Genomic DNA, 14324 nt, shown 5'->3' with positions numbered 1-14324 from the left:
AAGCTGGTCATTCCTCTTTTTCTGCTTCCTCTTCTGTAAGCCATGCGGGGTTTACAAACTCCTTTATTTTTTCGAAAGAAACAAAAAGCTCAATCTCGCCCGCTGCATAAGGCGCAATTTCGTAAGGTGCGTAAACAAAAAACACGCCCTTATCTGTAAAGCCATAATTTTCATTAGGCGCAATCTCTTCTTCAAAAAGAAAGGTGTTGAGTGGTGCAGAAGCTCCCAAGTTATACTTTGTTCGCACCGCTTTTGCCAATGCCTTGCTTACCGCCTCTACATAGCCAGGAAGCAGAATATCGCTCAACTTGAGCACCTTCTTGTTCTTCAGGTCATAGCTAGAAACGATGGTCGCATACATGCCGTGCGCACCTCCCGTATAGGAATAATCCGTAAAGCCCAGGGTCAGCAACTCGGGGGCATTATAATAAACCTGCACCGAGGTATTGTAAGAATAATGGAAGCTCAAAAACATATCTGGATCCGCAAGAGAATCAATAATCCCTGCGTCTGTCATCGAGGCCATTTCTTCCCTGAAGTCCGAATACAAGGTATTCCTCTCCTCCGTAAGTTTCGTCAATAGATCATTAGGATCACCAATTGCGCTGCCTTCCAACATTCCTCGTGCGATCTGTTCTCTCAAAAAATCACGTTGCTTTTCCGGCATTTTCCCTTCGGCAACATCCAGCCACTCTAGTGAATAAGAAAGAACAGGCGATGCCTCCCACTCCGGGAAAGCAATCAGTGAATCTTGTATCCAATATCCTTCCAGAGGAACGGCATTGGCGCTTTTTTGCAATCGAAAATCATAAACATCTTTGCCATTGCTATGCTGCCAAAGCCCCGAAAAGTCGCCATCTTCTTCCCAACGCCCCTGAAACAAATGAGGGTCACCATCCCAGGAACCTTGCTCGGTAAGAATAAGGCGGTTGCCATTTTCCAGGTTGCCATAAATGCCAATAGGGCCGCCGTAATCATCGTAACGGTAAAACCCGCGAAAAAATCGCCCGTTCCTCCCCTGGTAGTTACTTTCCTCTTGCAACTCCATACTGATGGCTAAATCTCCCAAAGACCCTTGAAGGTGATAATAACGGTTCGACTGCTGAGGTTTTAACACTCGCTCTTCGGCTAGAAGATTTTCTTCACTTGCAGGAGAATCCGACTGGCAAGCACTACTTATAAGTAATACCAAAAAACTTCCCAGCAACATCCAGTTCCTACAGTGAATCATACGTATCATCAATTTTGTCGCAAAATTAACATCCCTCCACTAAGGATGATCCTTTTTGACGTCTATTTTGTTCGAGTACTGCCTTTTTTATTGAAATTCTTTACCTTAACGAGCTTTTTGCAAAAAAAATCACAAGTTTCGGGTGATCATTAAGTATTACACAAAAATAACCGGAGTCTTCTCTCTGTTTTTCCTAACCATTAATGATCCAATTAAAAATACCCCAAAGCTTTTTAAAAACTATACCAATGGAAACAAAAGAAAATAAAAACCATCTACGCCCCAAGCACCACAACATGAAAAAATGGAGTGACCAGATCAAAGGGGAAGATTCCTGGACAATGTTTAAAGTAGTTTCAGAGTTTGTTCAGGGTTTCGAAACACTCAACCTGGTAGGTCCTTGTGTAAGTATCTTCGGTTCTGCACGTACCAAACCTGATCATCCTTATTATAAACTTGCGGTACAAATCGCCCAGCATCTCACCGAAGAAGGTTACGGCGTCATTACTGGCGGCGGCCCTGGTATCATGGAAGCTGGCAACAAAGGCGCTCACCTCAATGGCGGGAAATCAGTAGGTCTCAATATTCACCTTCCATTTGAACAGGGCTCTAACCCCTATGTCGATCATGATAAAGACATCAACTTCAAATACTTCTTTGTCAGAAAGGTAATGTTCGTGAAATTTGCGCAGGCCTTCATTGCTCTTCCCGGTGGTTTTGGTACACTAGACGAACTTTTCGAGGTCCTCACTTTAGTACAAACCGGAAAAATCACGCCCGTACCCGTTGTTTTGGTAGGCTCTGAATTTTGGGGAGGCCTCAAAGAATGGATAAAAACCAGTATGCTGGATAAGGCAGGAAATATCAGCCCTAAAGATCTGGACCTTATCCCTGTTGTAGATACGCCAGAGGATATTATCCAAATTATCAACGAGTTCTATGAAGTCAGAGCGAAGGAGCTCCGGCCAAATTACGAGTTGTAAAAGGATACGCGACGATTAAATCGCCGCTTTGAGTAGAGCGTATAGAGATTAATAGTCCCTATACGCTTTACCTTGAGGGCGCGAAGCTGCCCGCTTCTTTCTACCGAATTTTGCCAAAAAAACTTATTTTCACAAAACACCTAAATTTTATACGATGCTGAAACACTCCATTTTTAGTCTTCTAGTGAGTGGCCTATTGCTATTCAGTTGTGACACGACCAATACCCTATCCACCACAAATACCTCGCCCGTAGAATTTGTAGTTCTCCAAATCAATGACGTTTACGAAATCGCTCCACTGGAAGGCGGCAAAGTAGGCGGGCTGGCCAGAGTAGCAGGTTTACTCCGACAATTAGAAGCCGAAAACCCTAACACCATTGCGGTATTGGCAGGTGATTTTCTAAGTCCCTCCTTCATGGGAACGCTAAAACTAGACAATGGCGAACGTATTGCTGGCCTCCAAATGGTAGAAGCCCTCAACGCGATGGGGCTTGATTATGCCACCTTTGGTAACCATGAATTTGACCTGAAAAATGCGGAACTTCTTGAAAAACGCCTTGACCAAAGTGAGTTCGAGTACATGACTACCAATGCCTATTGCGTAGACGGAGAGCAGCAACGGCCGTTTCAGCAAAATGGTGTCTCTGTTCCTGAATTCAGCACCTTCACTTTTGAACAAAATGGCGCTACTTACAAACTAGGAATTGTAGGAGTTGTCCTTCCCTTTGCGAAACCACCTTATGTGGGTTACAAAGACGTTGAAGCTACTTTTGCAGCCGCGGTGAAGACTGCCAGGCAAGAGACTGATCTTGTTATCGGCCTTACCCACCTAAGCGTGGACGGCGACGTAGCGCTGGCTGCTGCCGTACCTGGCTTGCCACTATTTATGGGAGGCCATGAACATGAAAACCTCAGCCGTTATGTAGGGCAAACCGCCATCACTAAAGCCGATGCTAATGCTAAAACGGTATACATCCACCGCTTTACCTACTATCCCGACAGTAAAGTAACACAGTTGTTTTCAGAACTCGTCCCTATCGATGAATCAACTCCCGAAGATCCTGTTACCGCTGCTGTAGTTGACAAATGGCAGGCTAAAATTGGAGACCTTATCAGCCAGATGGGATACGATGCCAGTGCGGAATTGACCACCTTGGCTACGCCACTCAATGGCACAGAAGCCGCTACCCGTACCAGCCAGACCAATTACGGGCTGCTCACCAACCAAGCCATCGCCAAAGCATGGCCAGGGGCTGATGTGTACGCCTTCAACAGCGGATCACTCCGGCTCGACGACAATCTCTCTGGTGCTGTTACTGCCTACGATGTGCTACGTTCGTTTCCTTACGGAGGCCCCGTTGTAAGAATGAGTATGAAAGGAGACCAACTCGCTCGCCTGCTCAATACCGGCGAAACCACGAACAGGGGGGAAGGCGGCTATCTCCAACGTTACCAAGCCGAAAAGAAAGGCGATAAGTGGATCGTAAACGGTAATCCGCTGGACAGTACTAACACCTACGTAGTCGTTCTTCCTGAGTTCATGGCTAAAGGATTCGAAGCTAATCTCGATTTCCTCAGCGAGTACACTTACGATAAACTGGAAGAGTTTACCGCCAGTGGTGAGACCGTAAAAAATGATATTCGGGACATGGTGATTTGGTATATGGGGGGGATATAAAAAGAGTGTAAGGGTAATAAAGGTGTAAGGGTGTAAAGGTTTAATGGTTTTTGAAGGCGGAAGTCGGAGATAATGGTGAACCAGCGGCTCTTTCTCCCTGTTACTTTCCTTAAATACAAACCCCATGCCCGAACTGCCCGAAGTCAACACCTTTAAGCAATATTTTGATGCAGCTGCCTTGCAACAAACCATCATGCAGGTAGATGTCTCTGATGACAAGATTATCCGCAGTTCTGACGGAGCTACTTTTGCAGAAAAGCTGGTCGGGCGTACTTTCGTTAATTCCACCCGGCGAGGTAAGTATCTTTTTGCCGACCTCGATAACGGCCATAGCGTTTTGCTCCATTTTGGAATGACAGGAGATCTTAAACTTTATCAACACGAAGAAGACCGACCGCGTTTTGAGCGTTTCGCTTTTGTCTTTCAAGATGGAAATCGCCTGGGATTTGAAGACATGCGGAAGTTTGCCCGTATCAATTACCTTGACGATCGAGACGCTTTTATTATTGAAAAGAAATTGGGACCGGATGCGCTGGTCATTGGTGAAGCCGAGTTTCTAGCCGCAATGGAAGGCAAGAAAACCAATATCAAGGCTTTCTTTTTGAATCAATCGAACCTGGCCGGTGTCGGTAACCTCTATGCGGATGAAGTTTTGTTCCAAACCAGGGTTCATCCGGCGAGTACCGTAATTAAAATACCTTTGAAGAAGAGGAAAGAAATCTTTGCTAAAACACAGGAAGTCCTCCACGAAGCCGTAGAGAAAGCTCCTTATTACAAACAATATGAGGAAGACTGGTTTTGGAATAAATGGCGCTTCGACGGCCACCTGGCACCTGACGGGAAAAGTAAAGTAGAAAGTGGAAAAATTGCGGGAAGAACGACTTATTGGGCGAAACCTTGGCAAAAGAAGTATTAAAGGGAGTTCGCAAAAATACTATGGACGTGGATATTCATTGAGTACATACAAATCAGCAAGCTCTTCTTCTTCCGTTGCCGTTTGCTCTTCAGTGATTTGTTCGGTAGCTGGTTGACGTACGCAGGTAAGCACCAAAGCTGGGCCTACCAACAAACATACCAAAACGAAAGTGTCAAGAAGTTTACGCATTGCTCTGTGATTTGTAGCTATTGACGTTCTCAGGTCACTTTTGGTACCCCCTTTCCTATCCTTTAATCCTTCCCTAACGCGTTTTTAAGACTTTTTAACGAAATCATCATCCAATTAATGGGTATAAAACCTGCTTGGATTTTTCTACCTTTGCGAACGAACATTCATTCGTATGGAAGACAAAACACTTTTAGGACAGATCGATACGCAGCTTGAAGGAGGGATAGCCACTATCACTTTTTCGCACCCTGCGCATAACAGCCTTCCGGGGCGTTTATTGGCGCAGTTGCGTGATGCTATCCGCCAGGCTGGCACCAATACCGAATGCCGGGTAATCATTCTCAAAAGTGGTGGCAACCGTACTTTTTGTGCTGGTGCCAGCTTTGACGAATTGATGGCGATCAGTGATTTTGCCGCTGGCAAGGAATTCTTTCTCGGTTTCGCACAGGTTATCAATGCCTTGCGGGAATGCCCCAAGTTTGTCATTGGCAGTGTACAAGGAAAGACGATTGGTGGAGGTGTAGGACTTGCTGCGGCAACGGATTATTGCCTGGCCACTACTTTTGCTGCTATAAAACTGAGTGAATTGGCCATCGGTATTGGACCTTTCGTCGTCGGCCCTGCTGTTGCACGTAAAGTTGGACAGAGCGCCTTTCAGCAACTGGCGATCAACGCTACGGCTTTTCAAACAGCAGAATGGGCACGCGAAAAAGGCTTGTTTGCCGAAGTATTCCCCAGTATTGAAGAACTAGATGCTGCCGTGCTTAAACTCGCTCAGCAACTTGCTCAATCAAGCCCTGAAGCAATGAAGGAGCTTAAAAGAATCAGTTGGGAAGGTACCGAAAACTGGAATGAACTACTGGACACCCGTGCTGCAATAAGCGGAGAGTTGGTACTGTCAGACTTTACCAGGAATGCAATTGCCGCTTTTAAGAATAAATAGAGCGTAAGTTCCCCCCGATCGATGTCCAAAGATAACTTGCTAAAGGGTTTTTTAAATACTGTGGAAGAGCAACTGACAAGCGGCAAGCCCCCTTTTGTTCAGAACACCCTCTGGCGGCTCGTAAAAATGGGCTATACACAAGAGGAAGCTAAATCCATGATGGCAGGCGTGATGGCCCACCAGATGGCAGATTCTATTTTTGGAGACACTCCTTTTAACCAATTGCAATACCAACTGCTTCTAGAGAAACTCCCAAAATTACCTCAGTGAGGTTGATCAATTTCAATGTTCTCATTGTTACACCAGTGATTTTTCATTTGCCCATACGATATAGTGCACAAAAAGTAAGTTGAGCATTCATTTTTGTGCTGTTCCTAACCAAGCATATTTTCCTTAACCATGGTCCAACCAAAGACTTCCACCACTATCAAAACCAAAGATTTAAAAGAAGCCTTTCGCAAGATGGCCATTGCCAAATCGCTGACCGAGCTTTATGAAGACAACTTCAAGTTCGTCTCTAAATATGTACACGCTACCAGTCGTGGGCATGAAGCTATACAGCTGGCAATGGGCTTACAGTTAAAGGAGCAGGACTATCTAGGTCCTTACTACCGTGACGATGCGATGCTTTTGGGCATCGGTATGGAACCTTACGAACTCATGCTACAGTTGATGGCAAAGCGGGACGACCCTTTTTCCGGGGGGCGTAGCTATTATTCTCATCCCAGCCTACGGCGGGAAGGTTTCCCTAAAATCCCCCACCAGTCTTCCGCTACAGGAATGCAAGCAATCCCCATGACTGGCGTAGCCTTGGGTTTTCAATACCAGGAGCAGACAAATTTACAAAAGTGGAAAAAGAATACCGCTCCGATAGCCGTCTGTTCCCTCGGTGATGCCAGTGTTACGGAAGGAGAGGTTGCAGAGGCTTTTCAGATGGCCGCCCTACGGCAGCTGCCTATTATCTACCTGGTGCAGGACAATGGGTGGGATATTTCCGCCAATGCGGAAGAAACCCGGGCCCAGGATGCCGCCGATTATGCTGCGGGCTTCCATGGCCTGGAAGTAGTGCGAGTGGATGGCAGTAACTTTGCAGAAAGTTACCTTGCGCTGGAACAAGTTATCAAGACTGTCCGTACGGAGCGACGCCCTTTTCTTGTCCATGCTTCTGTTCCTTTGCTGAATCACCACACCAGTGGCGTACGCAAAGAGTGGTACCGTGACGATCTTGAAGAACAGCAAACACGAGACCCTTACCCCAAGCTGCGGCAGTATTTACTTGACGCTCGTGTTACCGAAAAAACAATCAACAAGATTGAGCAGGAAGCAATGGCACTGGTTACTGCTGATTTTGAACGCGCAAAGGCCGCGGAAGACCCTCGCCCCGAAGATCTTTACACCCACGATTTTGCGCCTACCTCTATTGAAGAAGAACGTGGCGAACGGCAACCCACAGAAAGCAGCCCTACGGTAATGGTCGATAGCGCCTTGCACGCCGTCGAAGAGTTGATGAAAGAACACCCTGAATGCCTATTGTATGGCCAGGATGTAGGCGCTCGCTTGGGTGGAGTCTTCCGCGAAGCGGCTACCCTCGCGCAGAAATTTGGCGACGAACGCGTCTTCAATACACCAATTCAAGAAGCATTCATCGTAGGCAGCACCGTTGGTATGTCTGCTGTGGGCCTAAAGCCTTTTGTAGAAGTCCAGTTTGCCGATTATATCTGGCCGGGCCTTAACCAGCTCTTTACAGAAGTCAGTCGATCCTGTTACCTTTCTAATGGTAAGTGGCCAGTAAGTATGGTACTGCGGGTGCCTATTGGTGCCTATGGCAGTGGTGGCCCTTACCACAGCTCTAGTGTAGAATCGGTATTGACCAATATACGTGGTATCAAGATTGCCTACCCCAGTAATGGTGCAGACCTCAAAGGCTTGATGAAAGCCGCTTACTACGACCCCAACCCAGTAGTGATGCTGGAACACAAAGGCCTCTACTGGTCGAAAGTCCCTGGTACAGAAGCAGCTCGTACAGTTGAACCTGCCGCTGATTATATCCTTCCGTTTGGGAAAGCAGCTTCACCATTAAAAGCTGATGATGTCGCACTTGAAAAAGGCAACTCTGTCGTTGTAGTTACCTACGGCATGGGTGTTCATTGGGCTTTAAATGCTGCAAAAAAATTCCCCGGCCAGGTAGAAATTGTAGACCTGCGGACCTTAGCTCCCCTGGACGAGGAGTATATCTATGCGGCGGCACGCCGCCACAGCAAGATTCTCGTATTGACCGAAGAGCCTGTCAATAATACCTTCGCCCAAAGTATTGCTGCCCGTATTCAGGAACATTGCTTTGAGCAGTTGGACGCACCAGTGATGACAATGGGCTCCGTAAATATGCCAGCAATTCCCCTCAACAGTACCTTAGAAGCAACGATGCTTCCCAATACTGAAAAAGTGGTAGATAAAATTGCTGGATTGTTGGCGTATTAGGCATACAGTAAGCGCCTAAAGCCAGTGCGCAGGCCAATAGGCCGGAGCTCGGGGCCGGGACGGCGCAAGGACAATGGGATGGGCAGGAGCGGTAGCGACCGACAGCCCGGTGCCGATACCGTGCCGACTAGAAAAGTCGGGACGGGAGATGGCATGGCCCCAAATCAACAAAAAAGGGTGTAACGACAAATCGCTACACCCTTTTTATTTTATAAAACCAGGAGGATTACCTCAGCAGCGTCACCTGCCCGGTTCTTTCCTCAATTTCTCCGCCCACACCTACACGCACAGTGTAAATGTATACTTCGGAAGGAGCATCTTTATCGTCTTTCTTACCTTCCCATCCTGGGTTATTAGGATCGTTAGATTCGAAAACGACTTGCCCCCAACGGTTGTAGACCGTTAGTTCTACCACTTCCATTTCGCCAAGGAAGAAGGGCTTGAATACATCATTGTCACCATCTCCATTAGGAGAGAAGATATTTGGCATCTCGAAAAGAAGCTTCTGAATAAGGATCGAATCTTCTAAGGTCTGACAGCCCGTATCTAAGGATGCAAAAACGTAGCCAGGCAAAGAATCCTGCTGTGCACTACTTGGCATCCATCCCAGTGGGGAACCATTACCAATCGTAACGCCACTAAAGGACCAAACCACGTCAGGGTTACTTTCATTAGGCATAGCTGCAATCAAATCTACGGAAGTCATATTTTCCGTGATAAGGGTAGTACTCAGATCTGTATCAATAGCGAAAGTAGCTTCCTCAACAACCGTGATTGTTACGGTTTCGGTTGCCACACATTCTCCTAAGCTGGCCTCTAGTGTATAAGTAGTGGTAGCTGTTGGTTGAACTTCAGGGTCTGCCTCCATAAATACGTCACCTGCGGTACTTGTCCAGCTGTAAGTAACACCTGGTTCTACTTCGCCGGTGAATAAGGTCAATGGAAGGTCTAAACCAAAACAGATCGTTGTATCAGGCCTTACCTCTACTAACTGTGGCGCATCGTTGACAACGATCATAACGGTGTCTCTAAACTCGGCACAATCTTCGTCTGCAGAAATTCCGTACTGGTAAATAAACTCTGCGATGCCGCTTTCACTGGCAACCCAAGTAGTTGTTTCACCAATTTGGCTCTCGCCATTATACAACCAGGTAAGTGTTTCGGTACCGTTGGTGCTGTTGTCAACATTGGCAACCAGATCAAATTCGAAGCCACGACAAGTGACTAAGGTTTCGATGCCGCCATTGACATCTAGCAATACGCCTGGGTCAACCACTGTGACGGTGACTTCATCGGTTGCCGTACCACAAATATTGGTGGCAGTACCGGTGTAAGTCGTTGTAGTTACAGGAGTAACGATAGGGTTAACGTCTGTGCTTACATTTGGATTGGTCGCTGATGTCCATTGATAAGTGGTACCATCCTGGCCTCCACCACCATTGGGGTTGAGGTCAATAGACTCACCAGGACATAGCGTAATATCTCCCCGTGCGTTCATCACCGGAGCGGGAGGCACTATAACGGTCACACCTTGTTCAATCGCACAACCTTCTATACTCGAGCTTACGGTATACGTAGTCGTTGATGTAGGGCTGGCTAGTGGATTAGGGCAATCATCACAACTCAGGGTTTCGCCTGGTGTCCATTCTAATTCGCCGAGTGTCGTTGACATTACTGTCAACTGAATGCTTTCTCCAGCACATACTTCTGGTTGTGCTGGTGTAATCTCTAATGCATCGTTACTGATCACATTCAACAGAATGGTATCAACTTGCACACAGCCGCCATTAACCGTTATACGCTGGTAAGTAAAGGTATCTGCAGTGGTCAACACCATATTAAATAAGGTATCGGAAGTTTCCAGGCCAATGCCTATCCACTCGTGCGTAATATCCGGATACATAACAGGGTCATAAGTTGGCGAACTTAGCGTTACCAATTCGCCCTGACAGTAAGAATCTTCCATGGGGTCGGCCATAATAGCCATGTCTCCGGGAAGAGAATCTACCTGGATAGCAAAAGTATCACTGCGTACACAGTTGCCAATCGTTACCGTGGCGGTGTATACCGTATAGGTATCCGGACTCAGCAACGGTGCAGGGCCTGATACATCAGCAGGGTTCCATACGACAGTAGCATCCGTTGGCGTGACGGCAGCTTGTACCTGAACCGACTCCCCCTGACAAATAAAGGTAGTATCGGGTTCGTTCAAATCTATGGAGATATCCACCACTTCGACGGGTATAATATCTGTGGATTCACAGCCCAGGCGCTCGCCTGTGAGTACAAAATCGCCACTAACAGCTGGTATAATGACGGTTATGTTACTGTCGGGGCTAACGATGAAGTTAGGGCCAGACCAGCTGTAGTTTACATCATCTTCAACAATGGTGTTCGATAGAGAAATCTCATCGCCCAAACAAATAGCATCCATCGATTCTTCCGCAATATCAATGATCGGTAAAGGAGTAACCTCAATGGTAATACTATCCACCGAAGGTGTGGGGCATTCTCCGTTTGTTACCGAAAGAAAGTAAGTCGTTGTTACATCAGGTTGTACAACTGGGTTGGCGAGTTGTTCAACCGTTGATGCGGGTACAGACGTCCATACATAGACATTGCCATCAACAAAATCACCGCCAATTTGCCTTAATTCTCCATCACAGATACGCTCATCGTCTGCGATCGTGTATTCTGGGGCGGTAAAGTCAAGTACCGTAATGGTTACAAAATCCATGAAGCTACAAGCTTCGGCATTAAGCGTAACGGGTACATCATAAACACCTGGCGTATCAGCAATCACTATCGGGGTAGGACACTCTGTACAGCTAAAGGTCAACCCAGGAGGAGGTGACCAGGAGTAGGTAGCTGTTGCAAAATCCTGACCGGCAGGAATTTCAAATTCTTCTCCGATACAAACAATGATATCTGGGCCTGCGTCAAGGTCAAAAACATTAACGGTTACTTCCAAGGTATCTGCATAACAAACAGCATCAACAACAGCTTGATAAACCTGGGTCTCACTAGGCGTAGCTATTGGATCGAAACAGTTAGTACAAGATAAATCACCTGCATTGGGGCCAATCCACTCAATAACTTCCAAACCAGTAATAACTTCCAGTTGCACCGTTTCGCCGATACACACCGAAGTATCTGCTCCTATTACCGATATTCCTCCTGTGAGGGGTGCGATTACATCAGGATCAGAAGGCCCCCAATCAACTTGAATACCTCCGTTTTGAATTTGGTTACCCCAGTCATTGGCCAATACCACGAAGACTTCTCCTTCCATTGCAGGGATCGTCATTACTATATCATCGTTGATTCCTTGACAATCGTACTCATCTTCTATATCATATCCCAGCTGCGGGTGAACATCGGCAAGGCCGGTAGGCTCTGTACCACCAGCATAACTACTACGGATAGGTTGGTTATTGGTAACAAAATCTATTACACTCTGAGGTGTTTCACAAACCTCTTCCGGTGAGAAAGGCCCCCATACGTTAAAGTCAATATCTGAAGGAATATTCGCACTGCTCAGGATGAAACCAAATGGTCCATCAGCTTGTGCCTCAATGGTAAACCAGTAATAATCAGGTTCTACACCTACACCACCCCAACAACCATTGTTGACACCTTGGGTATTGGGAATATCCTGAAAACCATCTTCAAACATGAACTCGCTGGTGATATCATCACCATCAATACAGCCATTAAGCGGATTACAAAGGGCATCCACTAAAGCTGGGGAAAGCGCGCAATCGGCTTCTACGATATTCAATCCGAAATCGGTACATCCAGAAGGGTTGGCTACAATAATGTAGTAATCGCCTGGTGTTTGGAAATTAGCGCTACTGATCGTTCCTGCTGCACTTTGGGCAACACAAACGGTACCAGGGTCGTCTGGCAAGCCGTCAAGTACCAATACACCGGTACCTGGTTCTGCGCCAGTAACATTGATCGACGCACAAATGCCTCCCTCCGACTGATACAAAAACACTGTTTCAGGACCGTTCAAAAAAGGAATAGTACCACAAGGAGTGGTATTAAAGTTGGCGCCTTCCCCACAAGTAGTGAGGGCAGGGTTATTGAACGGGATTTCCGTAATTGTTACCGGGTTGTCAAACTCAGATCCCGCACATTCCAATGGTGAACATTGCCAGTTGGCAACAAAACCACCAGCGGAGTTGAAACCATCAGAAACAAACTCCAGCGTCATACATGAGTTGGAAGACTGTACTTCAAATTCATTGCCGTTGCTATTGCCCGTAATAGAGGCAATTAAAGGAGCGGCGGTAGTACTGCCTTCATAAACATTAAGTGCATCACCACCGATAATATTAAAGGACTCTACATCTAGCGCAACACACTGGGTGAAGTCATTAGGACAAATGGTAAACGTGAAGTTTTCGTTGTTACCATAGTCACCATCAGGGCCACCAGAGTCATAAACAGTACCAGAACAAGCGCTGGACTGTGTATCCTCTCCCATATTAATGGCCGGGATGTATTCTTCAATACAGAGGGTAAAATCCCCCCAGTTAGGTGTTCCTGTTCCGGAATAATCATTGACCCTGATGAAATAGGGAATCCCGGGAGTAAGGCCGATTACATCAAGGCTAATGGTGGTTTCACCAACATTAGCGCTGATACAGTTCAATTCGGCCAAGCCTCCACATCCACCCCGATAGAGGGCAAACTGAGGGTTGGTAATAGGCACGCCGTTAGGGCCTAGATCTGTGCCGATGACCGTAATGGTTACGTCGACCAAGGCAGCGTCGACCATAAATCCGAAGAAAACATCGTTTTGGGTTGTCCCTCCATTGAAACAGGTGGGGTTGTCCAATGGGCCTGAGTTACTGTCTGTAGCGTCGACGTTGGTATAAATATCACCAATACAGGCAGGTGCTGTTCCCAGATCAATGAGATCTACACAATCATCATTGACAGGTTGAGCAAAAGCGCTGATGGTAAAGAGGACACTACAAAGAAGCGTAAAAATATATTTCATACAGGATAAAGTGTCTGTGACAGATGGTTGATTAAGTTATACGACCAAAGATAGACAATTAGCCTCAAAAAAAATGTTCTCTGCCTTCCTTTGTCTGCTTACTTGCGTTCCTACATCCACTATTCTGTTGATAGCCATTATCTTTGGCGTTCAACGAGTCCTTTTTTATGCAAAATATCCTTCTCCACCTAGGGAGTAATCAAGGCTGGCGAAACCAAAGCTTGCTCCAGGCGCGTCAACTCCTGCAAACCCAGCTAGGGGAAGAAATCCAGGTTTCTGCCTGTTACGAAACCAGCGCATGGGGGCTTGAAGACCAACCAGACTTCCTCAACCAAGCTTGTCTTTACAGGACCAGTATGTCGCCACAGCAAGCCCTGAAAACCGTACTAAGTATAGAACAGCAACTCGGCCGGGTGAGGCACAGAAAGTGGGATCAACGCCTCATTGATATCGACCTTATCTTCTACGGCAGTGAGGTAATAAAATTGCCAAAACTGACGCTCCCCCACCCCTGGATGCAAGAACGACGATTTGTACTGGTACCCGTGGCAGAAATTGCGCCGAATTGGATACACCCACTACTAGGGAAAACGGTGGCCCAATTGTTGTTGGAATGCGACGATGAGGGGGTGGTGGTTAGGGTGAATTAGGTTTGATGGTTTGATGGTTTGATGGTCAGTATCAGGATTTTCAATGTCGGAAATCGGAGGTCGGAAGTAGTTTGATTGATAATTAGTCATCTTGACGCTGCATTACGCCTAATATTTCCGATATCTGAATTCCCACTTCCGATTTTCTTTATGGGTCTCCACCTACCTACGGTGGCGTCAGGCTGTCCGTCCTTGCAGTCCTACCATCCTTAGGCCCTACGCGCTCCGCTTGTCGCGCTCACCTG

General features: G+C 46.7%; 10 protein-coding genes. 7 read left to right on the top strand and 3 right to left on the bottom strand.

All coding sequences use genetic code 11. The annotated features are described in order from the left end of the window. Positions 1-7: 7 nt before the first annotated feature. On the bottom strand, positions 8-1231 hold the full coding sequence (locus A3EU_RS0109515; protein WP_169433336.1) for a DUF3298 and DUF4163 domain-containing protein: 1224 nt from the start codon (positions 1229-1231) through the stop codon (positions 8-10). A 248-nt stretch (positions 1232-1479) separates the two neighbouring features. On the opposite strand from A3EU_RS0109515, the gene A3EU_RS0109505 reads away from it, so the two are divergent. The 3 genes from A3EU_RS0109505 (at position 1480) to A3EU_RS0109495 (ending at position 4808) form a co-directional block, all read left to right on the top strand. Beyond that, positions 1480-2214, top strand: coding sequence for an LOG family protein (locus A3EU_RS0109505; protein ID WP_020535920.1), 735 nt, complete (start codon positions 1480-1482; stop codon positions 2212-2214). Positions 2215-2368: 154 nt separating this feature from the next. After that, on the top strand, positions 2369-3892 hold the full coding sequence (locus A3EU_RS0109500) for a bifunctional metallophosphatase/5'-nucleotidase (RefSeq protein WP_020535919.1): 1524 nt from the start codon (positions 2369-2371) through the stop codon (positions 3890-3892). A 124-nt stretch (positions 3893-4016) separates the two neighbouring features. Beyond that, the gene (locus A3EU_RS0109495) at positions 4017-4808 is read left to right on the top strand and encodes an Fpg/Nei family DNA glycosylase (protein ID WP_020535918.1); all 792 of its coding nucleotides are present in this window, start codon (positions 4017-4019) and stop codon (positions 4806-4808) included. An 18-nt stretch (positions 4809-4826) separates the two neighbouring features. Here the strand turns inward: A3EU_RS0109495 and A3EU_RS34210 are convergent, their stop codons facing one another. Continuing rightward, the gene (locus A3EU_RS34210) at positions 4827-4997 is read right to left on the bottom strand and encodes a hypothetical protein (protein ID WP_020535917.1); all 171 of its coding nucleotides are present in this window, start codon (positions 4995-4997) and stop codon (positions 4827-4829) included. A gap of 172 nt (positions 4998-5169) precedes the next feature. On the opposite strand from A3EU_RS34210, the gene A3EU_RS0109485 reads away from it, so the two are divergent. The 3 genes from A3EU_RS0109485 (at position 5170) to A3EU_RS0109475 (ending at position 8418) form a co-directional block, all read left to right on the top strand. Further along, positions 5170-5940: an enoyl-CoA hydratase/isomerase family protein gene (locus A3EU_RS0109485; RefSeq protein WP_020535916.1), complete on the top strand. Its 771-nt coding sequence runs from the start codon at positions 5170-5172 to the stop codon at positions 5938-5940. A 21-nt stretch (positions 5941-5961) separates the two neighbouring features. Then, the gene (locus tag A3EU_RS0109480; RefSeq protein WP_020535915.1) at positions 5962-6210 is read left to right on the top strand and encodes a hypothetical protein; all 249 of its coding nucleotides are present in this window, start codon (positions 5962-5964) and stop codon (positions 6208-6210) included. A 129-nt stretch (positions 6211-6339) separates the two neighbouring features. Further along, positions 6340-8418 carry an alpha-ketoacid dehydrogenase subunit alpha/beta gene (locus A3EU_RS0109475; protein WP_020535914.1) on the top strand — a complete coding sequence of 693 codons (2079 nt, stop codon included), beginning with the start codon at positions 6340-6342 and terminating at the stop codon, positions 8416-8418. 226 nt (positions 8419-8644) lie between these two features. Here A3EU_RS0109475 and A3EU_RS0109470 read toward each other — a convergent pair whose 3' ends face one another. Further along, a complete protein-coding gene (locus tag A3EU_RS0109470) occupies positions 8645-13429 on the bottom strand; it encodes a T9SS type B sorting domain-containing protein (protein WP_020535913.1) in 4785 nt (1594 codons plus the stop codon). A 167-nt stretch (positions 13430-13596) separates the two neighbouring features. Here A3EU_RS0109470 and folK point away from each other — a divergent pair, with 167 nt between their 5' ends. After that, complete coding sequence (gene folK / locus A3EU_RS0109465; RefSeq protein ID WP_020535912.1) at positions 13597-14079, top strand: 2-amino-4-hydroxy-6-hydroxymethyldihydropteridine diphosphokinase; 483 nt, start codon at positions 13597-13599, stop codon at positions 14077-14079. Positions 14080-14324 lie beyond the last annotated feature (245 nt).

The sequence above is a fragment of the Lewinella cohaerens DSM 23179 genome (assembly GCF_000379805.1).
GTDB classification, from domain to species: Bacteria; Bacteroidota; Bacteroidia; order Chitinophagales; family Saprospiraceae; genus Lewinella; species Lewinella cohaerens.
Note: the sequence above shows the minus strand (reverse complement) of the source record. Positions and strands in the feature narration are given on the sequence as shown.

Excerpts from the sequence above, each read along its gene's own strand:
- A3EU_RS0109515 (WP_169433336.1), bottom strand. The coding sequence starts at position 1,231 with ATGATTCACTGTAGGAACTGGATGTTGCTGGGAAGTTTTTTGGTATTA.
- A3EU_RS0109505 (WP_020535920.1), top strand. The coding sequence starts at position 1,480 with ATGGAAACAAAAGAAAATAAAAACCATCTACGCCCCAAGCACCACAAC.
- A3EU_RS0109500 (WP_020535919.1), top strand. The coding sequence starts at position 2,369 with ATGCTGAAACACTCCATTTTTAGTCTTCTAGTGAGTGGCCTATTGCTA.
- A3EU_RS0109495 (WP_020535918.1), top strand. The coding sequence starts at position 4,017 with ATGCCCGAACTGCCCGAAGTCAACACCTTTAAGCAATATTTTGATGCA.
- A3EU_RS34210 (WP_020535917.1), bottom strand. The coding sequence starts at position 4,997 with ATGCGTAAACTTCTTGACACTTTCGTTTTGGTATGTTTGTTGGTAGGC.
- A3EU_RS0109485 (WP_020535916.1), top strand. The coding sequence starts at position 5,170 with ATGGAAGACAAAACACTTTTAGGACAGATCGATACGCAGCTTGAAGGA.
- A3EU_RS0109480 (WP_020535915.1), top strand. The coding sequence starts at position 5,962 with ATGTCCAAAGATAACTTGCTAAAGGGTTTTTTAAATACTGTGGAAGAG.
- A3EU_RS0109475 (WP_020535914.1), top strand. The coding sequence starts at position 6,340 with ATGGTCCAACCAAAGACTTCCACCACTATCAAAACCAAAGATTTAAAA.
- A3EU_RS0109470 (WP_020535913.1), bottom strand. The coding sequence starts at position 13,429 with ATGAAATATATTTTTACGCTTCTTTGTAGTGTCCTCTTTACCATCAGC.
- folK (WP_020535912.1), top strand. The coding sequence starts at position 13,597 with ATGCAAAATATCCTTCTCCACCTAGGGAGTAATCAAGGCTGGCGAAAC.